We start from the raw sequence: 21754 nt of genomic DNA, 5'->3' as shown, positions 1-21754 counted from the left end.
CTGGCACTGGGTGATGTGTCAGGGTGTGCCGTGGTGCGCCGCGGCGGGCGCGGCCCCTGGCTGCACTGCTGCGGGTAGGGCGGGTTGTGTGGGGTGCGCGGGCATCATGTTGCTGTTCATGTGGAACATGACCCACAGCGTGCCGGCAATGGCAATGGCCACAAAGACCACGGTGAAAATGGTGGACAGCAGGGTCCAGCCGCCTTCGACCTTGCCGTTCATGTGCAGAAAGCACACCATGTGCACCAGGATCTGCAGCACGGCAAAACCGCCCAGTACCAGGATGGCGGTGTTACGGTCGGCAATCACCTTGCTCATAACCAGCCAGAACGGAATGGCCGTGAGGATGATGGACAGCACAAAGCCGGTCATGTAGCCGGAGAAGGTGCTGTGGGGGCCATCTTCTGCATGGTGTTCATCATGGCCATGCCCCGCATGGGCAGCGGCGTGTGCAGTGTGTTGTGCGCTCATTTACAGCACTCCCATCAGGTAGACAAAGGTGAAGACGCCGATCCAGACCACGTCCAGAAAGTGCCAGAACATGGACAGGCACATCAGGCGGCGTGTGTTGGCGGGAATCAGTCCGTGTTTGCTGATCTGCAGCATCAGCACCACCAGCCAGACCAGGCCAAAGGTCACGTGCAGGCCGTGGGTGCCCACCAGGGTGAAAAAGGCCGACAGAAAGGCGCTGCGCTGCGGACCGGCGCCCTGGTGGATCAGATGGTAGAACTCATACAGCTCCAGACCCAGAAAGCACAGGCCGAAAAAGCCGGTGACGCCCAGCCACAGCAGCGTGCCTTTCACATCATTCATCTGCTTGCGCAACATGGCAAAACCGAAGGTGATGGACGACAGCAGCAGGAAGGCCGTGTTGATGGCCACCAGCGTCAGGTCGAACAACTGTGCACCGGTGGGGCCGGCGGCGTAGCTGCGTCCCAGCACGCCGTAGGTGGCAAACAGGGCTGCAAAGATGAGGCAGTCGCTCATCAGGTAGAGCCAGAAGCCCAGGGCGGTGCCGTTTTCGGGGTGTGGCTCGTGCGCGAGGTGGTACTCGCGCACGGCCATGGCGCCAGCGGCGCTTGGGTGCAGGGTGGTATCAGACATGGCGGGCCAGTTGCAGTGTGCGGGCTTCTTCGCTGGCAGCCACGTCGGCTGCGGGGATGTAGAAGTCACGCTGGTAATTGAAAGTGTGGACGATGCATGCCAGCAGCAGCGCGGCAAACGACACGCCGGCCAGCAGCCACATGTGCCAGATCAGCGCAAAGCCAAACACCAGCGACAGGGCCGAGATCACCGCACCGGCACCGGTATTGGCCGGCATGTGGATGGGCTGGAAGCCGCGCAGCGGGCGCTGGTAGCCGTGTTTCTTCATGTCCCACCAGGCATCAATGCTGTGCACTACGGGGGTGAAGGCGAAGTTGTAGTCGGGTGGGGGCGAGGAGGTGGCCCATTCCAGTGTACGGGCATCCCAGGGGTCGCCGGTGTGGTCGCGCAGTTCTTCGCGCTTCAAGTAGCTCACCACCAGCTGGATCAGGAAGCAGGCAATACCCGCCGCAATCATGGCGGCACCGATGGCGGCCACCACAAAGTAGGGCTGCAGCGAGGTGTCTTCGAAGTGGTTGGCGCGGCGTGTCACGCCCATCAAGCCCAGCACATAGAGTGGGCCGAACGCCACCCAGAAGCCCACCACCCACAGCGAGAAGGAGCGCACGCCCCAGGTGCGGTCCAGCTTGTAGCCAAAGGCCTTGGGGTACCAGTAGTTGATGCCGGCAAACAGGCCGAACAGAACGCCGCCAATGATCACGTTGTGGAAATGGGCGATCAGGAACAGGCTGTTGTGCAACACGAAGTCGGCCGGGGGCACGGCCAACAGCACGCCTGTCATGCCACCGATGGCAAAGGTCACCATGAAGGCCACGGTCCACATCATGGGCAGCTCGAAACGGATGCGGCCCTTGTACATGGTGAACAGCCAGTTGAAGATCTTGGCCCCGGTGGGGATCGAGATGATCATCGTCGTGATACCGAAGAAGGTGTTCACGCTCGCGCCCGAACCCATCGTGAAGAAGTGGTGCAGCCAGACCAGGTACGACAGGATGGTGATCACCACCGTGGCGTAGACCATGGAGGTGTAGCCAAACAAGCGTTTCTTGCAGAAGGTGGCCACCACCTCGGAGAAGATGCCGAAGCAGGGCAGGATCAGGATGTAGACCTCGGGGTGGCCCCAGATCCAGATCAGGTTCACATAGAGCATGGGGTTGCCACCCAGCTCGTTGGTGAAGAAATTGGTGCCTACGTAGCGGTCCAGCGACATCAGCACCAGCGCAGCTGTCAGCACAGGGAAAGAGGCCACGATCAGCGCGTTGGTGCACAGCGCTGTCCAGGTGAACACGGGCATCTTCATCAGGCTCATGCCCGGCGCGCGCATCTTGATGATGGTGACGATCAGGTTGATGCCCGAAAGCGTGGTGCCCACCCCCGCAATCTGCAGGGCCCAGATGTAGTAGTCCAGCCCGGTGCTGGGGCTCTGCGCGCCCAAGTTTGACAACGCCAACCAGCCCGAGGTCGAGAACTCACCCAGGAACAGCGACACCATTACCAGAATGGCGCCGGCGGTGGTCATCCAAAAGCTGAAGTTGTTGAGGAAGGGGAAAGACACATCGCGTGCGCCAATCTGCAGTGGCACGAGGTAGTTCATGAGCCCCGTGACCAGCGGCATGGCCACGAAGAAGATCATGATCACGCCGTGGGCGGTGAAGATCTGGTCGTAGTGGTGCGGCGGCAGGTAGCCCATGTTGTCGCCAAAGGCCATGGCCTGTTGCAGGCGCATCATCACGGCGTCGGCAAAGCCGCGCAGCAGCATGACGATACCCAGAATCATGTACATGATGCCGATCTTTTTGTGGTCGATGCTGCAAATCCAGTCGCGCCACAGCGGGCCCCAGAGGCGGAATTTGGTGATGGCAGCTACCACACCAAGGCCGCCCAGCACCACGGCAATAAAGGTCCACAGCACGATGGGCTCGTGCGCCATGGGGACGGCGTCCCAGTTCAGCCGGCCCAGGGCCCAGTGGGAGGGGGAGACAGTTTCAGAAGACATGGAAGTGCTCATTGGCGAATGCTGGCGCGCGGCGTGGCGCGAATGTCGAGCGCGGCCACCACTTGGGTCGCGTTCTGCGGGGTGCAGATGTCCTGCGGCAGGTTCAGGCCGGCGGAGCGCACATAGGCGTCACCGCCCTGGGCGTCGATGGCCATCATGTGGTGCATGCACATCTTGCCGTCTTCCACGCAGCGGTTGAGCACCTTGTCGTACAGGTCTTCTTCCACACTGGCAAAGCGCTGCACCGGATCCCGTTCGCTGGGTTTCGCCAGATTTTGGTAGGTGCTGCGGTCCAGCGGTTTGCCTTCGGTTTTGGCTTTTTTCACCCACTGGGCAAAGTCGTCTTCGCTCAGGCCGTGGAACTTGAAGGTCATGCCCGAAAAGCCTGCGCCGCTGTAGTGTGAGGACATGCCGTGGAACACGCCGGGACGGTTGATGACCGCATTCAGCTCGGTTTGCATGCCCGGCATGGCGTAAATCATGCCGGCCAGGTCGGGCACGTAAAAGGCGTTCATCGTCGACGTGGCCGTCAGCTTGAACAGGATGGGGCGGTCCACCGGGGCAGCCAGCTCGTTCACCGTGGCAATACCTTGCTCGGGGTAGAAAAACAGCCATTTCCAGTCCATGGCCACCACGTACACCTCCAGCGGTTTGCTGTCGGCGGGCAGGGCACGCTGGGCGTCAATGCGGTCCAGCGGGCGGTAGGGGTCCAGTTTGTGGGTGCCGATCCAGGTCAGTGCACCCAGCGCAATGATGATGAGCAGCGGCACGGTCCAGATCACCAGTTCCAACGAGGTGGAGTGGTGCCACTCGGGGTCGTAGTCAGCTTCGGTGGCCTCCGGGTTGCCTTGGCGGTACTTCCAGGCAAAAAACAGGGTGAGGGCGATGACCGGCACGATGATGATCAGCATCAGCAAAGTGGCGGTGATCACCATCTGGCCCTGCTGGGCGGCAATATCGCCGGCCGGGTTGAGCACGACGGCCTTGCTGCAGCCGGTCAGACCGGCAGTCAGGGCGGTCGCCGCCAGCCAGGCGGGTCTGCGGAGTTCCATGGTTTTTGGCATGCTAGGGGCGCACTGGAATGCGCTTAGGTGTAAACGCGGTTGACTTGATGGGTGCAATGTAGCTGGACTAGCAAATTTGTCGATTGGACATTTTGTCCAAGATCAATGGCGTGGCGGGTTGGGCTGGCTGTGTCGGCCCGTTGACATCGCTAGGGCCCGTGCGCCGGCCGTTTTATGCCGCGATGTGAAAAATCAATCCAAAAACTCTGCCCATCAGGGTTTTCCTGTGCCCACCGAGGGCAAAAAAGAGGGCGGCGCGGGTGTACAAAGCAGCCATGGTCATTCCGTGGCCGCTTATTCAGTATTCAGGAGTGTTTGATATGGTTGGCCAAGGTTCTGCAGCACTGCCTGCGCCCGGCATGGAGAGTGTGGTGTCGCTGGCGCGGGCCCATACCGATGAGGACGTAACGCCCGGTGAAATTGCCGTGGGCGTGATCATCGGGCGCTCCTCCGAGTATTTCGACTTTTTTGTATTCGGCATCGCCTGTGTGCTGGTGTTTCCCTCTTTGTTGTTTCCCTATTTGTCCCGGCTGGACGGAACCTTGATGGCGTTTGCCATCTTCTCTCTGGCCTTTGTGGCCCGGCCCATTGGCACGGCGCTGTCCATGGCGGTGCAACGGCGCTGGGGGCGGGGCACCAAGTTGACGCTGGCCTTGTTTCTGCTGGGCGTGAGCACGGCAGGTATCGCCTTTTTGCCCAGTTATGCGTCGGTCGGAAACATCGCCATCGTGGCTTTGGTGTTGTTGCGTATCGGCCAGGGGCTGGCGCTGGGCGGATCTTGGGATGGCCTGCCCTCATTGCTGGCGATGAGTGCGCCCGAAGACCGGCGCGGCTGGTTTGCCATGATTGGGCAACTGGGGGCGCCGGTGGGCTTTGTGCTGGCCGCCAGTCTGTTTGCTTACTTGTTGGCGAGTCTCAGCACCACGGAGTTTTTGAACTGGGGCTGGCGTTACCCCTTCTTTGTGGCCTTTGCCATCAATGTGGTGGCCTTGTTCGCACGCCTGCGCCTAGTGGTGGGCCAGTCCTATACCGAGCTCTTGCAACAGCGTGAGTTGCAGCCCGTGCCCGTGAGCCAGGTCATGCGCGACGAAGGCCACAACGTGTTGTTGGGCGCCTTTGCGGCCCTGGCCAGCTTCGCGTTGTTCCATCTGGCAACGGTGTTCCCGCTGTCCTGGATTGCCATGTATTCCACGCAGTCTCTCACCGAGGTGCTGCAGGTCCAGATCATCGGGGCGGTGTTGGCGGCAGTGGCCATTCTGCTGTCAGGCTGGCTGGCCGACCGGGTGGGCCGCCGCCGCTTGTTGGGCGCCATGGCTGTGCTGATTGGCGTGTTCAGCTTCGCTACACCTTGGCTGCTGGGTGCTGGGGTGCTGGGCAACAACGTGTTTTTGTTGTTGGGCTTTGTGCTGCTGGGCCTGTCTTACGGGCAAGCGTCGGGCACCGTAACCGCCAACTTCTCCGCCCATTACCGTTACACCGGGGCCGCCTTGTCGGCCGATCTGGCCTGGCTGTTGGGGGCCGGGTTTGCGCCTTTGGTGGCCCTGGGGCTGTCTGCCAAATTTGGCTTGGGCGCCGTGTCGCTGTACCTGCTGTCGGGGGTGGTGTGTACGCTGGCGGCCTTGCGCGTCAATCGCTTGATTGAGCGCAAGGATTAACCCTCTGCGCTTGCGATCGGCGCAATCACTCCACCACAGCAAAGGTCAGGGTGTAGCTGTAGCTGCGCCAGGCGGTTTCTGCACCGGCGGGTGATTCGGTGCGGTGCCGTATCAGGGCCAGATACGTGCCAGTGTCCGGCAAGGTAAACGCAATCTTGCCCTGCGCATCAGATCGCGCCGTCAGCACTGGTTTGGCATTCATCCCTTCCAGCGAGCCGCGGTAGAAATCTACGTTCACATCCGCCAATGCCTTGCCTTCAAATAGCAATTCGGCCTTGGCAGCCTGCTTCGCGACAATCTCGTGGGGCAATGTCTGCAAGGTGAGCTCCACGCCTTTGCCGTTGGCAGCCAGCGCGGTGCGGTTGGCCTTGCCACGGGTCACGTAGACATCGGCTGTGGTGACACTTTGCACATCCACGACCTTCACATGCGATGGTGCTGGCTCCCGCTCATCGACGAATTTCCAGACGCCATCCGGCTGCTGCCACATGCGAGCTTTGCGCCCCAGGCGCTCACCACTGGTAATGCGGTAGACACCGGGCTCCCGCGTAGCTACTTCAAAGGTAGCCAGGTCTTTGAGGTACTGGATTTGTGTGATGGGCTGGCGTTCCCCGCTGGGGGTAATGACGGCATAGGCATCGGACTTCATGGCGATGTCTGGCACAAAGAGCGCATCCGTGAACGAGGCAATGATCGACACGTGGTTGCGGGTGTTGAGGTCGAAAACGTTGGGCAAGAGGTAAGGCATATGCGCTTGCGCACCTGCAGACAGGAGCAAAAGGGTGGAACCCAGCAGGCCGGAGCCAGAGCGGAGCATTGCGGTAAACAGGTTCATGAAATCCTCACAAAAAAGAAAAAAATTGGGTGGCATCACCCCTGGGTTGATTGCGTGTGTGCGGAGGGAAACCATCGTTCAAGGCAGAACCCGCACGACCAGATCACCCAACTCCACGCTGCCCTGGGCTTGGGTTTGGGTTTGCAAGCTATCGCGCACGGAAGCCCCATGCCAATGGAACGGCGCACGGACCAGCTCACGCCCGCCTTGCTCGCGGGCTACCTCCACGGCCACGTTGTAGTCACCAGCGGGCAGCTTGGCCAGGTTGGCTTGGGTGGTTTCGTAGCGCAGCAGATGCTTGCCCGCCACGCGCGTGGCGCCGCTGACACCGTCTGCTGGCAGCTCCATGCTCTCGCCCGCCTTACGCCACCAGGTGCGCAAATTGCGTAGCCACATCTTGCCCAGGTCGTTGCGCAGACGCTGGTCGTACCAGACTGCCAGCGTAGTCGCGACCGATTGGTCCTGCGTGTTCTCTATCCAGACTGCCAGGTAGGGGCGGTAGTACGTCGCACCGCTCTGTGCGCCCGGAAGGGTCAACTCCACCGTCAACGAGGCGGCAGAGGCCGGCGCACTGTGGGCTAGTGCCAACACGCTGGTGGCTATCACATGCCCCCAGCCGCGCACGCGTGGCACGGGGGCCGGGAGCTGCATTGTCATGGGGCCGCATTGCCACCGCTGGCACGGGGCTCTGCGGGTGGGTCGTTGCGGGAAACCACACCGTCGCCATTGGTGTCTGCTGACTTGAAAGTCTTGTCCGCCACTGCCAAGTCTTCTTCGCGGGACAGCTTGCTGTCACGATCACGGTCCAGGATGGCAAAACGCACATGGGCCTGCTTGATGCTGCCTTCATAGGCCTTGTCAGGCTGGCGCCCTTCGCTGAAGTACTGTTGTTTCAGGCGCTGTTCAAACTCCGCCACGTACTCGGCTTCGTTCAAGACGCCATCGCGGTTGGTGTCACCTGCCTCAAAACGCTGTTTGCGGATGGCGTCGTACTCGGCCCGTGGCACCACGCCGTCGCGGTTGCCATCGTAGCTTCCCAAGAAAGCTGATTGGCCGTGGCCACCAGCGGGTTGTGCGGGCGCCGCCGCAGTGCTTGGGGATTGTGGTGCTGCGCAGGCCCCCAGCAGAAGTGCAACACCGGTGAGTGCCAGGGTGGTCCGCAGGCTGCGGTGTTGAGGGAGGGTAATGTTCACGTGGTTCTCCTATAAAAAATGCGTGTTGATGAAACGGTGTCAGAACGTAGCAACCAGCGACACGGCGTAGCTGCGTCCCGGGTTGGTCAGCAGCTCCATGTCGTAACGATCGGCTGCGATTGCAGGTTGCAGGTTGCGGGCGCTGGCGTAGTCCCAGTAACGGTTGTCGGCTAGGTTGTAGACACCCGCGTTCATGCGCCATGTCTTGTTGATCTGCCAGTAGCCAGTCAGGTCGAAGACGGCGTAACCGGGGACGTTGAAGAGTTGCGTGGTGGAGTCGGTCAGCGTAGTGGTATTGAGGGTGTCACGGTTGGTGGCGACCGCCTGTTTGGCCGCTACAAAGGTGCCTGTCAGGTTCAAGCCCCAGGCCCGCTGGGGCGCGTCAAAGCCCACGCCGATGACTGCCTTGGCAGGTTGCACGCTGTCAAGATCGATTTCCTTGTCACCGTAGTAGTAGGACTTGGAGGTGCCCTTGCTCACGCCCAGTGCCCAGGTGCTGTAGAGCCCCTGCAGGCCCGGCGACCAGACGCCGTGCTCCAAGCGGGTGCTGATGTCAAAGCCGTAGATGCTGGCTTCGTCGCGGTTCTCGGCCTGGTAAATGATGCTGAGGTTGCTGGGCACGTTGGTGAACATGTACGGGCTGGCCGCCCGCGTGTAGCGCGTGTAGGCAATAAAGTCCTTGTACTTGGTGTAGAAGACCGAGGTGTTGAGCTTGACGCCCTTGGTCGGTGATCCTTTCAGTCCAAAGTCCACGGTGTCGCTGGTCTCCGCCTTGAGGTCGCGGTTGCCAATCAGTGCGTACAGGGTGGAATTCATGTTCCAGGAACCAAAAACTTCACCTGCGGATGCCGCACGTCCGCCGCGCTTGTACTGTGCATAAGCGCTGAATTCGGGTGTCAGGTCATACACCATGCTCAGGCTGGGGCTGGCGATGGTGTTCACCGAGGGGCTGCCATAGATGCGGATGGCGTCTGCCTGCGTCAGTGCACCTGATACAAAGTCCTGCAGGTTGCGCGACTGGGTTTCCACCCGGTCCAACCGCAGTGCCGGGGTTACGGCCAAGCGTTTGCCACCAACGGTGAAACTGATCTCGTCCTGTACGAAGACGCCCTGGCGGTAGGTGGTGGTGTCCGGCTGGGGCTTCATGTAAGCCGAGACCATCCAGGGGCGTTCGGACTCTTCGATCGAGGCGTTCAGGCCCGCGCTCAGCTTGTGGCTGCCAATTCGCTTGTCGGCTGAGGTAGATAGCCCCCAGCTGTGTGTCTTGGTACCCGACACATTGCGCACGGTAGAGCCATTTGACAAGGTGGTGGTATCGGTCACATCGTTGGTGGACGTGTCCTGCAAGTACAGCCGCGTATCGACGCGGTCTGCAAACGCGTTGCTGGGCGTCCATTGGTGGCTGAGCTGGAGGGTGTTGCGCCCGGTGCTGCTGTCCTGGGCAGAGCGCTCGGTGATGGCGGTACCCGCGTTGTTCCACCCGGCAAACTGTGACTGGTTCTTGCGCCGGTACATGTCGGCCGACAGCGACAGGTGGTTTTCCGCATCCACCTGAACACCGCCCTTGAGCAGCAGCGCGTTAGAGTTCCAGTCGTTGGGAGCGCTTTCCACGGTGCTGCTGTTGTTGCTGCTGGCGTGGCCATCCCTGCGGGAGTAGGCGATCAGGCCGTCGTACCTTCCTGCGCGGCCTGCCGCCGTGATGCTTTCGTTCCACGAACGGTCCGCTGAGTCATAGCCCGTCTTGCCGCTGAAGTAGGACGATGTGTCGCCCGTGAGGTAGAGCTCGGGAGACTTGCTGCGGAAACCCACCGCACCACCAATGCCACCTGCATTGCGGCGTGCTGCGGTGGTGCCGGAGTCGATTTCGGCCGAGCCGTACATTTCCGGATCCATGAAATCGCGGCCGACTCCAAACGTATTGACCCCCACGCGGCTTACATACGGCCGTGTGGTAGCGCTGGGCATTTCCACGCCGTCAATGTCCATGCCAATACGGTTGCCCTCCACCCCGCGGATGTTGTACCCCGTGGTGCCACTGCGGTCGAAGCTGCTTTTGTTGCGGCTTGCACCGGTGGCCACGCCAGGGGCAGAAACCAGGGGCTGGTAACGCACGACATCCTCCAGGCTGTTCGCCCGCTCCAGCTGATCACCGTCTACGGTGGTGTTGGCGCCGGGCTTGCGGTGTGAAGCTTCGCTTTCGGCGGTGACTTCCACTTGCTGTAGCGAGCGCACGGCATTGGCCTGTACTGGCTCTTCGCTTGTCTGTGCCCACGCCATGGTCGGCAGCGCACCCATCAAAGCCGCCTGAATAGCCGTCACCAACAGGCGCTGCTTGGGCAATTGCATCAAGCGTGTTTTGCGCGCGCTTGTTTCAGGGCTGTTGCGAAAAAAATCCATCGACGTCACTCCTTGTTATGAACTGGTGGTGCCGCCATACGTGCTGGAAAAAGCCCATCGCTGGGGGCCTGCGTTACTTCCTGGGTACTGCGGCAGCAAAATTGTCTTAATTGATATTAAGAACGATTCGCATTTAGATTGGCGGCGATAGTACACCAGTAAAAATGCCTTTTGTCTTGGCCCTACATTTTTTTACCGCGCCCTTAGAGGTTGGCGCCTGGCGCCGCGGTAGGCGCTCAGAGTGCCTATTTGTGCAGTGGGGCAGACGTAGAGTGGTACCAAAAGTAGTGGCGAAATAGAGTGATATTCGCTATGAATTTAGTAGCTGTTTGCGCATATTTCAAAAGGGCTGGAGGCACTTTTGATGCTAAAAATGCACTCAGTAGCACGGGCACGACTCACGGATTGGCGGAGGTATTGCCGCGCTCTGGGGGCGTTTCATTTGTCGATATATTCGAGTGTCGAGTTCTATGGAATCTGCCCGTGCGATTGTTCGCTCCAACTGCCCATCTTCTCTTGCCCGCACCTAGCGCTGCCACCATGCAATGGGTCACCACTGCATGAGCCGTATCCCTCTGACTGCAGATGCGGTAGCGGCTTTGTCGCCCGACGACGCATCGACCAAGGCCGCGCGCGGCCTGATGGCACCGGCCAAGTGGCCAATGTTGGGGGCTAGCGACGCGGCGGTGTGGGGTGAGTGCCAGGGCAGTGGCAGCAAGCCCTACCAAACGCAGGTGGACGTGTCGGGCGCGGGGCCTACGTTTCGCTGCAGTTGCCCCAGCCGCAAGTTCCCGTGCAAACATGGCCTGGCCTTGCTGTTGTTGCAGGCGCAGACCCCGCAGAGTTTTACCGCCGCTGAGCCTGCCTGGGTCAATGAATGGCTGGCATCGCGCCAAGAGCGGGCCGAGAAAAAAGAAGCCAAAGCCTCCGCACCACTGGTGGTTGCTGACCCCGCTGCCAGCGCCAAGCGCGAGGCCCAGCGTGTGCAGCGCATGGCTGCCGGTGCGCAAGAGCTGGCGCTGTGGTTGGACGACACCAGCCGCAAGGGTTTGGCGGCGGTGTCCGACAGTGATGGGCCTGCGTGGGCCACGGTGGCCGCGCGCATGGTGGATGCACAAGCCCCTGGGCTGGGCCAGCGCGTGATGCAGGCTTTTGCGGTGGTGGGGCAGGGGCGTGATTGGCCCGCACGCCTGCTGGGCCGTCTGGGCAATTTGCAGTTGCTGGTGGACGCCGTGGCCCAGAGCGCACGTCTGACGCCCGAACTACAAGCCGATCTGCGCCAGGCACTGGGCTGGCCGATTGAGCGCGATGATATTTTGGCCAGCGGCGAGCGCGTCACCGACCACTGGCAGGTGCTGGCTCAGGTGCTGGTGGAGCGCGAGGCGCGCCTTACCGAGCGGCGTGTCTGGTTGCAGGGCGCACGCAGCCAGCGCCGCGCGCTGCTGGTGGACTTTTCATTTGCAGGCAAGGCGTTTGAGCAGGTCTGGAGCGTGGGTGTGCCGCACCGTGGCACGCTGGCCTTTTACCCCAGCGCCGATCCGCTGCGCGCGCTGCTGGCCGAGAGCAGCCCTGTGCCCGATGAAGCCGCGCCCCTGCCGCAGGCGCCATCCAGTGCCACCGAATGGACCGCTCTGGCTACACGCATGGCTGCCAACCCCTGGGCACAGAGCTGGCCGTTGTGGCTGGACGCCGTGCAGCTGCAGTACACGGCGGACGCCGAAAACCCGTGGTGGTTATGGTCCGATGCGCGTGCCATACCACTGGCCATCAGCGAGGCAGATGCTTGGCAACTGATGGCCATGGCCGCCGGTGGGCCGATATCTATTTTTGGTGAGTGGACCGGGGAACTGTTGCGGCCTTTGACCGCATGGTCCGACGTTGACCGTTGGGCTGCGACTGGCGTGGTGGGAGACAACGTATGAACGACTGGAACGCGTTGTTGCAGGCTGCGTTGGTTGGGGCCGAGCGGCCTTGGACCTTGCCTACCCATGCGCAAGAAGGTGAGGGCGACCCCGTGGCGCAAATGCTGCGCGAGGCCCATGCGCAAACCGCACCCGATACACCCGGCCTACTGTTGCGCCTGGCCGGTGCCAAGGCCGTGTGCCAGCGCGCGGGTTGGAAGGCTCCCGCTACGGAACTTGCCCCCATCGCTCCGGCAGCCCCCGAGTCACGCACGCCGGCCAACGCGGCCTGGAGCCAGTTACTGGCTCAGGCCATTAACTTGGGCCCGCAACGATTGCAACACCAGGTCTTGTTTTCCATGGACACCGCAGGCCTGCGCGCACCGCCCGCCCTGCTGCCAGTGTTGTTACACGCCGGGCGCCAGAGCGTTGCATTGCGCACCCACCTGCTGCCCGTGTTGGGTGAGCGTGGCCGTTGGCTGGCCCAGCAGAACCCCGAATGGGCCTATGCCTGTGGCGCGCAAGAGCAAGCGGACACCCAGACGCATTGGGCACACGGCAGCCTGGAGCAGCGCTGCGCCGTGTTGCGCACCGAGCGCACCAGCGCACCCACAGCGGCCCGCGAACGTTTGCAGGCGGATTGGGAAAGCCTGGCCGCCAAAGACCGCGCCGCACTGATTGCCACGCTGCAGGTGGGCCTGTGTGCCGATGACGAAGCCTTTCTGAGCCTGCAACTCAAAGACCGCGCGATAGACGTACGCCGCACCGCCGCCGATTTGTTGGCGGCATTGCCCAGCAGCGCGTACAGCCAGCGCACGGTGGCGCGTATGCAAGCCTTGGTGTTGAGTGAACAGGCGGAGCCGGGATTGGTCGGGCGTTTGCTGGGCCGCGTCTTGTCCGGCGCCGAGCCCCGCTGGACCGTGCGGGCCCCCAACCAAGCCGAGGCCGATTGGAAGGCCGACCAGTTGGAGCCCGAGCGCCCCAAGTACGAACCCTTGGGTGAACGTGCCTGGTTGTTGTTCCAACTGACCAGCCGCACGCCATTGGTTTGGTGGACCCAACACACCGGCTTCACCCCCGCAGGCGTGCTGGCGCTGGCCAAGGCCGGTGATTGGAATGACGCGCTGCTGCGCGGCTGGCACCACGCCATGTTGTGGCAGCCTGACGCCGCCTGGGCGCAGGCCCTGCTGGACAGTGCACCGGCCGCGCGCTGGGATGGCCGCTCGTCCCTGCTGGCGCTGTTGGCGCCACAGCAGCGCGAGCAACACCACCTGGCACAGTTGGCCGCATCGACCAACCTGCATGACGTGGCCGTGTCGTGCCTGGACGGTTGTGCGCCGCACGCCCACCTGGGCCAGGCCGTGTCCGAGCGGCTGGCGCAACTGCTGCGCCAGCACATAAACCAGGGCGCGCTGGTCAATGACTACAGCCTGCGCAACCAATTGCCCGACCTCGCCTGTGCGCTGCACCCGCAGGCGCTGCCCAAGCTGGCGAACCTGCCCCGTAGCGCCGAAGAGACCACATCCTTGTCCGAAGCCCTGACCCTGCTGGAGCAGGTGCTCCACAGCCGCCAGCAATTGATCCATCTGTCTGAAGCAACCTCTACGGAAGCCCCCACACCATGAGCCAAGTCCTACGCCAACACGCCGAACAACAATTTGCCGAAGAGCTGGCCAATCTGCAACAGGTCGACAAGCGCCAGCGCCCCACCAACTGGAAGCTGTCGCCCTGGGCGGTGGTGACCTATCTCATGGGTGGCAAGCTCGACAACGGTTTTGAGGTCACACCCAAATACATTGGCAACCAGCGCCTGATGGAGATCGCCGTCTCTACGCTCGCCACCGACCGCGCGTTGCTGTTGTATGGTGTGCCGGGCACTGCCAAGTCGTGGGTGTCCGAACATCTGGCCGCCGCCGTCAGTGGGGACTCGACGATGCTGATCCAGGGCACGGCCGGCACCAGCGAAGAGCAGTTGCGTTACGGCTGGAACTACGCCGAGCTACTGGCCAACGGCCCGTCCGACAAGGCCTTGGTGCCCAGCCCGCTGGTCAACGCTATGCGCTTGGGCAAGATCGCCCGTATTGAGGAGCTGACCCGCATCCCCGCCGATGTGCAAGACGCGTTGATCACCGTGTTGTCCGAAAAAACCATGCCTATCCCCGAGCTGGGCAGCGAGGTGCAGGCCACGCGCGGCTTCTCGGTGATAGCCACTGCCAACAACCGCGACAAAGGCGTAAACGAGTTGTCCAGCGCGCTCAAGCGCCGCTTCAACACCGTGGTGCTGCCGGTGCCCGATACCGAAGACGAAGAGGTGCGCATCGTCGCCAAACGCGTGGCCGAGCTGGGCCGTGCGCTGGAGCTGCCCGCCGAGCCGCCGGCGCTGAAAGAAATCCGCCGGGTAGTGCAAATCTTCCGCGAGTTGCGCAATGGATTGACGGCCGATGGCAAGACCCGCATCAAGTCGCCCACCTCCACACTGTCTACTGCGGAGGCCATCTCCGTCATCAACAGCGGCATGGCGCTGGCCGGGCATTTTGGTGATGGCGTGTTACACGCACACGACATTGCGTCGGGCCTGCTGGGCGCCATCGTCAAAGACCCGGTGCAAGACCAGGTGGTCTGGAAGGAATACCTGGAGACCGTGGTGAAAGAGCGTAGCGATTGGAAAGAGCTGTACCGCGCCTGCCGCGAGCAGTTGTGAGCACCCCGCACTACATTGCGTGATGGCAGATTCCACTGTTCACTACTTCGGCATACGCCATCACGGCCCGGGTTGCGCCCGCAGCCTGCACGCCGCGCTGACCGTGCTGCAACCCGATTGCCTGCTGATAGAAGGCCCGCCCGATGCCGACGCCTTGTTGCCCTTTGTGACCCATGCCGGCCTGTGCCCACCGGTGGCCCTGCTGGTGCACAGCCCGGACGACACCCACGCCTCGGCCTTTTACCCCTTTGCAGAATTCTCCCCCGAGTGGCAGGCGCTGCAACACGGTGTGCAGCGCGGCATTCCCACCCGCTTTATCGACTTGCCGCAAGCGGTGCGTCTGGCACAAGACAAGCTGCACCGTGAGAAAGAAGATGCTATTGAAAAGATAGCTGTCGGCGCAGATGTGACGCGGGCTGATGCCGAAAAAGGCTTGGAATCTGCTATGGCGGCTGTGTTCCCGCAGCACCACGACCCCATGGACGCGCTGGCCCATGCCGCCGGTTTTGCCGATGGCGAGAGCTGGTGGAACCACATTGTCGAAGAGCGCGGTGACAGCGAAGACCTGTTTGCGGCCATCCATGAAGCCATGGCCGCCCTGCGCGAAGAGTGGCCGGACGACGCGCGTGGCCCGCGCGCCGCCGAACGCGAAATGCAGCGCGAAGCCCATATGCGCCAGTGCATCCGCGAGGCCGTGGGCCAGGGCCACGCCCGCATTGCCGTGGTCTGTGGGGCCTGGCATGTGCCGGCCTTGCAAGCCAAACACACGGTCAAGGCCGATGCTGCCCTGCTCAAGGGCCTGCCTAAGATCAAGGTCAGCGCCACCTGGGTGCCCTGGACCTATCGCCACCTGACCTGGGCCAGCGGTTATGGTGCCGGGGTCAATTCCCCAGGTTGGTACGACTACCTGTGGCAACGCAGCCAGGGCGGCAGTGATGTCGCGGCTTCGCCTGCCGTGGCCTCGCGCGCCAGCGGCTGGCTGGCCCGTGTGGCCCGGTTGTTGCGTGAGCACCAATTGGATTGTTCATCGGCCCACATCATCGAAGCCTCGCGCTTGTCCGACACGCTGGCCGCACTGCGTGGCCGTGCCGAGCCTGGCTTGGAAGAGTTGAACGAGGCCGTGCGCACCGTGATCTGCATGGGTGCGTCCGCACCGCTGGAGCTGATCCACCGCGCGCTCACGGTCAGCGACCGCATGGGCCAGGTGCCGCCCGAAGTGCCCGCCGTGCCGCTGCAACGCGACATCGAACAGGCGCAAAAAAGCCTGCGCTTGAAGCCCGAAGCGCTGGAGCGCACGCTGGACCTGGACTTGCGCAATGCCAACGACCTGGCCCGCAGCCACCTGCTGCACCGCTTGCGGCTGCTGGGCATACGCTGGGGTGAGCCCGCCCGCAGTGACCGCGCCAACCGCGGTACCTTCCGCGAAACTTGGCGCCTGCAATGGCAACCTGAGTTTGCGCTGCGCATTATCGAAGCCACACGTTTTGGCCCCACGGTGGAACTGGCGGCCAATGCCTGTGTCGCCGAGCAATGCGCCAGCCTGACCCGCCTGGATGCTTTGGCCGAGTTGGTGGACACGGTATTGCTGGCTGACCTGGGTACGGCGGTGCAGGCCGTCAGCCACGCCTTGCAGACCCAGGCCGCCATCACCGGCGATGCCGTGCAACTTATCAGCGCCGTGCCGCCACTGGCTCGCGTGTTCCGCTACGGCAGCGTGCGCCAGATGGACGGCGATTTGCTGGCAAAAATTCTGGACGGTCTGATCACCCGCGGTGCCATCGGCCTGCCGCTGGCCTGCCACAGCCTGGACGACAGCGCTGCCGAGACGCTGCGCGACACCCTGCTGCCCGCACACGACGCAGTGGGGCTGCGCGATAGCGCGGAGCCCTCGCAAGTCTGGCAACAGGCGCTGCACCAAATCGCCGTGGGCGACGCTTGCCATGCGCTGCTGCGCGGCCTGTGTTGCCGTTTGCTGCTGGATGCTGGCCACATCGACCAGGCCCAAGCCGCCGTGCAGCTGTCGCGCAATCAGTCTGCCGGGGCCTTGCCCTTGGAAGCCGCGCAGTGGCTGGACGGCTTTTTGAACCGCAACGCCATGGTGCTGCTGCACGATGCCGCCGTGTGGAGTTTGGTGGACGCGTGGTTGGCCGAACTGGCGGACGCGCATTTTCTGCAAGTGGTGCCCCTGCTGCGCCGCAGCTTTGCCAACTTTTCGCAATCGGAGCGGCGTGAGCTGGGTGCGCGAGCGGCGCATGGCGTCAAGGCGGTGCCAGTGGTTGCGGTCAGCGATGGCGATGCGGTGCGCGCTGCGCTACCGGTGCCCACCTTGCGTTTGTTGTTAGGGCTTCCCGCATGACTGCACCTACTGATTCCGATCCCACCCCGGCCGAGCCCATAGAGCTCACCGACCGCCTGCAACGCTGGCGCCTGGTGCTGGGTGGCGAGGCCGATGCCAGCTGCGGCGCGGCCGGTGGCACCCTGCGCGAGATGGACCAGGCGCTGGCCGCCTTGTACGAACCCGAAGGCGCCAACGGCCTGGGCAAGCGCAAGGGCGGGCGTGGCAACTCGTCGCCCAGCGTGGCGCGCTGGTTGGGTGATATCCGCAAATACTTCCCCAGCTCGGTAGTGCAAATCATGCAGCACGACGCCATGCAGCGTCTCAACCTGCGCGAGATGCTGCTGCAACCCGAAATGCTGGAAACCGCCCATGCCGATGTGCACCTGGTGGCTAACCTGGTGGCGCTGTCAGGCGTGATCCCTGACGCCACCAAGGACACTGCCCGCCAGGTGGTGCGCAAAGTGGTGGATCAACTGCTGGAGCGCCTGCAAGAGCCCATGCGCAGCGCCGTCAGCGGGGCGCTGAACCGCAGCCAGCGCAACCGCCGCCCGCGCCATGCCGAGATCGACTGGAACCGCACCATACGTGCCAACCTGCAACACTGGCAGCCCAGCCTCCGCACCATCGTTCCGCAAACGCTGGTGGGCTACGGCCGCAAGGCGCGCCGCCCCCAGCGCGAGGTGATTTTGTGCATAGACCAAAGCGGCTCCATGGCCGCGTCGGTGGTCTACTCCAGCATCTTTGGCGCGGTCATGGCCAGCCTGCCGGCCGTGGCCACCAAGCTGGTGGTATTTGACACCGTGGTGGTCGACATGACCGAGAAGCTCGACGACCCGGTGGACCTGCTGTTTGGCGTGCAACTGGGCGGCGGCACCGACATCAACGGTGCGGTCGGCTACTGCCAAAGCCTCATCCAGGAGCCACGCAACACCATCCTGGTGCTGATCTCCGACCTGTTTGAGGGCGGTGTCGAAGCCGGCCTGCTGCGCCGCGCGCAAGAACTGGTGGAGGCCGGTGTGCAGTTCATCACGCTGCTGGCCCTGAGCGACGAAGGTGCGCCGTCGTACGACCGCGAGTTGGCCGCCAAATTGGCTGCTTTGGGCGTGCCCAGCTTTGCCTGTACACCCGATGCCTTCCCCGGCCTGATGGCAGCCGCCATCCGGCGCGACGATGTAGGCGCGTGGGCGGCGGGGCAGGGGATCAAAACGAGTCGGCCGCCGGGGTAGGTGGGCATGGTTTGCCCAGCGCCGACACGGTGCCTTTGTCAGTGTTGACATCGCGCCGCATCGGGCGGCGCGTGACACACAAAAGTTGTCAGGGCGAGGCAAGAGGCTGGCGTAAACGGTATGTAAAGTGTCAGTTTGGACTTTATTTAGATTGCATTTAGATATATCATAATTGAATCTAAATAAGGAAAAATACATGCGAAGCCATCATCAACACTTCGGTTACCACATGCGCTCTGGCGAGCACGGCGATGCCATGGGCGGCGGGCGCGGGGGGCGGCATGGTGACGAGATGCAGGGCCGCCGCGGCGGCGGCCGCATCTTCAGCCACGGCGGTCTGCGCTTTGTGCTGCTGCAGCTCATCAGCGACAAACCCAGCCACGGCTACGAACTCATCAAACTCATCGAAGACCGCCTAGGCGGCAGCTACAGCCCAAGCCCGGGCACGGTCTACCCCACACTGACCCTGCTGGAGGAGCAGGGTTACCTGCAAAGCGAAACGGCTGATGTGGGCGGACGTAAACGCTACGCCATCACTGACGCGGGTAAAGCCTTTCTGGAAGAGAACCGCACCCTGGTGGATGCCATGCTGGCCCGCCTGAATGGCGGCGTGGACGGTGCCGGGGCCCGTGGCGGGCGGCCACCCCAGGTGATGCGCGCCATCGAGAACCTGAAGCTGGCCATGCGCATGCGCCTCTCGCGCGAAGCGCTGACGGTTGAGCAGGCCAATGCCTTTGCCGCGGTGCTGGACCATGCGGCCCAAGAGCTGGAGAAAATCTGATGCCAACCTTGCCTGAAACCCCTTCCACCACCGAGTCCAGGCCTGAACTGGTCGCCCAGCGTGTGCGCCACCCCTTGCGCTTTCGCCAGTTGCAGGTCAGCCAAGTCGAGCGTCTCACGTCCCACCTGGTACGAATCACCTTGGCGGGTGATGACCTTGACGGTTTTGTGAGTCTGGGCTTTGATGACCACGTCAAACTCTTCTTTCCCGACCCGGTGACGGGGGCATTGGCCTTGCCCACCGTCGGGCCCGAAGGCCCGGTGTGGCCCGAGGGCACGCGCCCCACCATGCGTGACTACACGCCGCACCACTTTGACCCGGTGGCCCACACATTGCAGATTGACTTTGCGCTGCACCAGCCCGGCGGCCCGGCCACCGAATGGGCGGCGCAGGCGCAGGTGGGTCAGACGCTGGGCGTGGGTGGCCCGCGCGGCTCACTCATCGTGCCCACAGGGTTTGACTGGCATTTGCTGGTCGGTGATGACACCGCCTTGCCTGCCATCGCCCGCCGATTGGCCGAGCTGCCCGTAGGCGCGCGTGCCGAGGTGCTGATTGAAGTGGAAGGCCCGGACGACCAGATTGCGTTGCCCAGCGCCGCCGCGCTGCGCGTGCAGTGGGTGCACCGCCGTGGCGCGGGCGCGTTGCCCTTGCTCGATGCACTGCGCCGCACCGCCATGCCAGCGGGTGTGTTCCATTCCTGGATTGCTTGCGAGTCCACGCAGGCCAAGGCTTTGCGTGCTTACCTGACGACCGAGTGCCAGGCTAACCCCCAGTGTATCCGCGCCTCCAGTTACTGGCGCCGCGGGAGCGCGGATGCGCACGAGTCGCTCTAATCCGTCCGCGCCAGCAAATCAAACTTGATGGTGACGGCATCCACCACCAGCAGCGCCCCCATGGCAATGCTGAGTGGGGTGATGCCGAAGTCGCTTTGTTTGACCTCGAACCTGCCGACGACTCGCAGGCCACCATCGGTGGTCTGCAGCGTTACCGGCACGGTGACCTGCCGGGTCTGGTCCCGGATGCGCAGCGCGGCGATGACCACGGGCGCATGGGCGTCGCCCTGCACGCGTACTGAGGTGATGCGAATTTCCGGGTAACGCGCGCCGTCCAGCAAGGTGTCGCGCAGCATATTGGCCTTGGTGCCTTGTTTGGCATCTTCACTCACATTGAGCGGAAAGTCCTCGCCCTCGGCGGCACGGGCGTCGTTGTCGTCCATCACCAGATCGTTCACCGGCACGGTGATGTCGAAGCCCGCACTCTCTAGGCTGGGCCCTTGCCAGACACTGCCACGCAGGTTTTTCGAACTCACCACATGGTTGTGCCCCAGCCGCGCCATGGGGCCGCCGCGGTAGACCAGGATGTGCAGGGTGGAGGCCGCGGGGTCTAGCCGGTAGCGTGTTGCTGACGGCGATGCCGGTGTGGCCTGTACCGCTGCGGGGGACGCTACCGTTTCACCGGGGCCAGGCCCCGTGGCGGCAGCCGTGCACCCCACCAGCATGGCGATGCACGCCAGCAGTGTGGCTGGCAGCCAGAGGCGCTTCCCTTGGCTCAGCACTCCACAATCGCCTTGATCACACCCGCCTTGGGGTCCAGCAGGTCCTGAAACTTGGTGGGTACTTCGGCCAGGGTCAGGCGGTGGGTGTTCAGTGACTGTGGAATCTGCCCGGCACGCATGGCGTTCAGCACGGTTTCAAAATCTTCGGCGGTGGCATTACGGCTGCCCATCAGTGTCATTTCGCGTTTGTGGAATTCGGGGTCGGAGAAGGTGATGTTCGCACCCACCACCGAGATCAGAACATACGTACCACCATGCGCCACAAATTTGAAGCCGCGCTCCATCGCCTTGGGGTTGCCAGTGGCGTCAAACACCACGTCATAAAACTCGTTGTTGGTCAGTGCCGCCAGTTGCGCTTCGTCGGTGTCGCCCAGTGCAACGCCGGTGCTGACGCCCAGGGACTGGGTGCAAAAGTCCAGCCGGTCCTGGCGCCCATCCAGCGCGGTGACGGTGGCACCGCGCAGCTGCGCAAAAATCATGGCCGCCATGCCAATCGGCCCCGCGCCCACCACCAGCACCCGCTGGCCGGCCTGCACGCCGCTGCGGCGCACCGCGTGCGCTCCAATGGACAGAAACTCCACCATGGCGGCCTGGTCCAGCGACACGCCCTCGGCCTTGTGCACAAACTGCTGGGGCACGCACAGGTACTCGGTGAATGCGCCATCGGTGTGCACGCCCAGTACCTGGATGCGGGTGCAGCAATTGGTTTTGCCGGCCCTGCACGCAATGCAGGTGCCGCATGAGAGGTAGGGCATCACATACACCGTGTCGCCGGATTGCAGGGCACTGCCTGCAGGTGCGGTTTCCACCACGCCGGAGAGCTCATGCCCCATCACGCGCGGGTAGCTCAGGTAGGGCTGGTTGCCGGTGAAGATATGCAGGTCAGTGCCGCACACGCCCACGCGCTTGACGCGCAGCAGCACGTCGTCGGCAGCACGCTCCGGCAGGGGGCGGTCGTGGGCACGCAGGGTGCCGGGGGTTTCGCAAACAACGGTCAGCATGACGGGT

At 63.0% G+C, this 21754-nt stretch carries 18 protein-coding genes; 8 read left to right on the top strand and 10 right to left on the bottom strand.

The features are described 5' to 3' along the window. Window positions 1-18: 18 nt before the first annotated feature. The 4 genes from cyoD to cyoA are packed head-to-tail and all read right to left on the bottom strand — an operon-like array spanning window position 19 to window position 4164. The gene (gene cyoD / locus AC097A_RS00700; protein ID WP_479619387.1) at window positions 19-471 is read right to left on the bottom strand and encodes a cytochrome o ubiquinol oxidase subunit IV; all 453 of its coding nucleotides are present in this window, start codon (window positions 469-471) and stop codon (window positions 19-21) included. Next, entirely contained in the window at window positions 472-1104 is a 633-nt protein-coding gene (cyoC, locus tag AC097A_RS00695) for a cytochrome o ubiquinol oxidase subunit III (protein WP_479619386.1), read from the bottom strand. After that, entirely contained in the window at window positions 1097-3100 is a 2004-nt protein-coding gene (gene cyoB / locus AC097A_RS00690) for a cytochrome o ubiquinol oxidase subunit I (protein WP_479619385.1), read from the bottom strand. The genes cyoC and cyoB overlap by 8 nt, the downstream gene beginning before the upstream one ends. Window positions 3101-3108: 8 nt before the next feature. Next, window positions 3109-4164 (bottom strand): ubiquinol oxidase subunit II, encoded by a 1056-nt coding sequence (gene cyoA, locus AC097A_RS00685; protein ID WP_315495061.1) that lies wholly within the window; start codon window positions 4162-4164, stop codon window positions 3109-3111. A gap of 320 nt (window positions 4165-4484) precedes the next feature. On the opposite strand from cyoA, the gene AC097A_RS00680 reads away from it, so the two are divergent. Beyond that, entirely contained in the window at window positions 4485-5819 is a 1335-nt protein-coding gene (locus AC097A_RS00680) for an MFS transporter (RefSeq protein WP_315478241.1), read from the top strand. A 25-nt stretch (window positions 5820-5844) separates the two neighbouring features. Here the strand turns inward: AC097A_RS00680 and AC097A_RS00675 are convergent, their stop codons facing one another. The 4 genes from AC097A_RS00675 to AC097A_RS00660 form a co-directional block, all read right to left on the bottom strand. Beyond that, window positions 5845-6654, bottom strand: a complete 810-nt coding sequence (locus AC097A_RS00675) for a DUF4198 domain-containing protein (protein ID WP_161499860.1) — start codon at window positions 6652-6654, stop codon at window positions 5845-5847. Between the two features lie 78 nt (window positions 6655-6732). Continuing rightward, window positions 6733-7311: a DUF2271 domain-containing protein gene (locus AC097A_RS00670; protein WP_479619384.1), complete on the bottom strand. Its 579-nt coding sequence runs from the start codon at window positions 7309-7311 to the stop codon at window positions 6733-6735. Beyond that, window positions 7308-7847 (bottom strand): EF-hand domain-containing protein, encoded by a 540-nt coding sequence (locus tag AC097A_RS00665; RefSeq protein WP_236635164.1) that lies wholly within the window; start codon window positions 7845-7847, stop codon window positions 7308-7310. The genes AC097A_RS00670 and AC097A_RS00665 overlap by 4 nt, the downstream gene beginning before the upstream one ends. Before the next feature lie 39 nt (window positions 7848-7886). Further along, window positions 7887-10244: a TonB-dependent hemoglobin/transferrin/lactoferrin family receptor gene (locus AC097A_RS00660; protein WP_479619383.1), complete on the bottom strand. Its 2358-nt coding sequence runs from the start codon at window positions 10242-10244 to the stop codon at window positions 7887-7889. A gap of 560 nt (window positions 10245-10804) precedes the next feature. On the opposite strand from AC097A_RS00660, the gene AC097A_RS00655 reads away from it, so the two are divergent. The 7 genes from AC097A_RS00655 (at window position 10805) to AC097A_RS00625 (ending at window position 20024) form a co-directional block, all read left to right on the top strand. After that, complete coding sequence (locus AC097A_RS00655) at window positions 10805-12166, top strand: SWIM zinc finger family protein (RefSeq protein ID WP_479619382.1); 1362 nt, start codon at window positions 10805-10807, stop codon at window positions 12164-12166. Beyond that, complete coding sequence (locus AC097A_RS00650; RefSeq protein ID WP_479619381.1) at window positions 12163-13770, top strand: DUF5691 domain-containing protein; 1608 nt, start codon at window positions 12163-12165, stop codon at window positions 13768-13770. The genes AC097A_RS00655 and AC097A_RS00650 overlap by 4 nt, the downstream gene beginning before the upstream one ends. Then, complete coding sequence (locus AC097A_RS00645; protein WP_105259481.1) at window positions 13767-14846, top strand: ATP-binding protein; 1080 nt, start codon at window positions 13767-13769, stop codon at window positions 14844-14846. Before AC097A_RS00650 ends, AC097A_RS00645 begins: the two co-directional genes overlap by 4 nt. A 22-nt stretch (window positions 14847-14868) precedes the next feature. Beyond that, entirely contained in the window at window positions 14869-17202 is a 2334-nt protein-coding gene (locus tag AC097A_RS00640; protein ID WP_479619380.1) for a DUF5682 family protein, read from the top strand. After that, entirely contained in the window at window positions 17199-18410 is a 1212-nt protein-coding gene (locus tag AC097A_RS00635; protein ID WP_479619379.1) for a VWA domain-containing protein, read from the top strand. The genes AC097A_RS00640 and AC097A_RS00635 overlap by 4 nt, the downstream gene beginning before the upstream one ends. A gap of 196 nt (window positions 18411-18606) precedes the next feature. Beyond that, a complete protein-coding gene (locus AC097A_RS00630; RefSeq protein ID WP_236635161.1) occupies window positions 18607-19191 on the top strand; it encodes a PadR family transcriptional regulator in 585 nt (194 codons plus the stop codon). Beyond that, a complete protein-coding gene (locus tag AC097A_RS00625) occupies window positions 19191-20024 on the top strand; it encodes a siderophore-interacting protein (protein WP_479619378.1) in 834 nt (277 codons plus the stop codon). Before AC097A_RS00630 ends, AC097A_RS00625 begins: the two co-directional genes overlap by 1 nt. Here the strand turns inward: AC097A_RS00625 and AC097A_RS00620 are convergent. Both AC097A_RS00620 and AC097A_RS00615 read right to left on the bottom strand, forming a co-directional pair. Beyond that, window positions 20021-20746: a YceI family protein gene (locus tag AC097A_RS00620; protein WP_479619377.1), complete on the bottom strand. Its 726-nt coding sequence runs from the start codon at window positions 20744-20746 to the stop codon at window positions 20021-20023. The genes AC097A_RS00625 and AC097A_RS00620 overlap by 4 nt on opposite strands. After that, window positions 20740-21747: an alcohol dehydrogenase catalytic domain-containing protein gene (locus AC097A_RS00615; RefSeq protein WP_315478229.1), complete on the bottom strand. Its 1008-nt coding sequence runs from the start codon at window positions 21745-21747 to the stop codon at window positions 20740-20742. The genes AC097A_RS00620 and AC097A_RS00615 overlap by 7 nt, the downstream gene beginning before the upstream one ends. Between the last annotated feature and the right edge of the window lie 7 nt (window positions 21748-21754).

This window comes from Rhodoferax sp. XS2R6, from assembly GCF_056521365.1.
The sequence above is the reverse complement of the archived record's forward strand: the minus strand, read 5'-3'. Positions and strand labels throughout refer to the sequence as shown.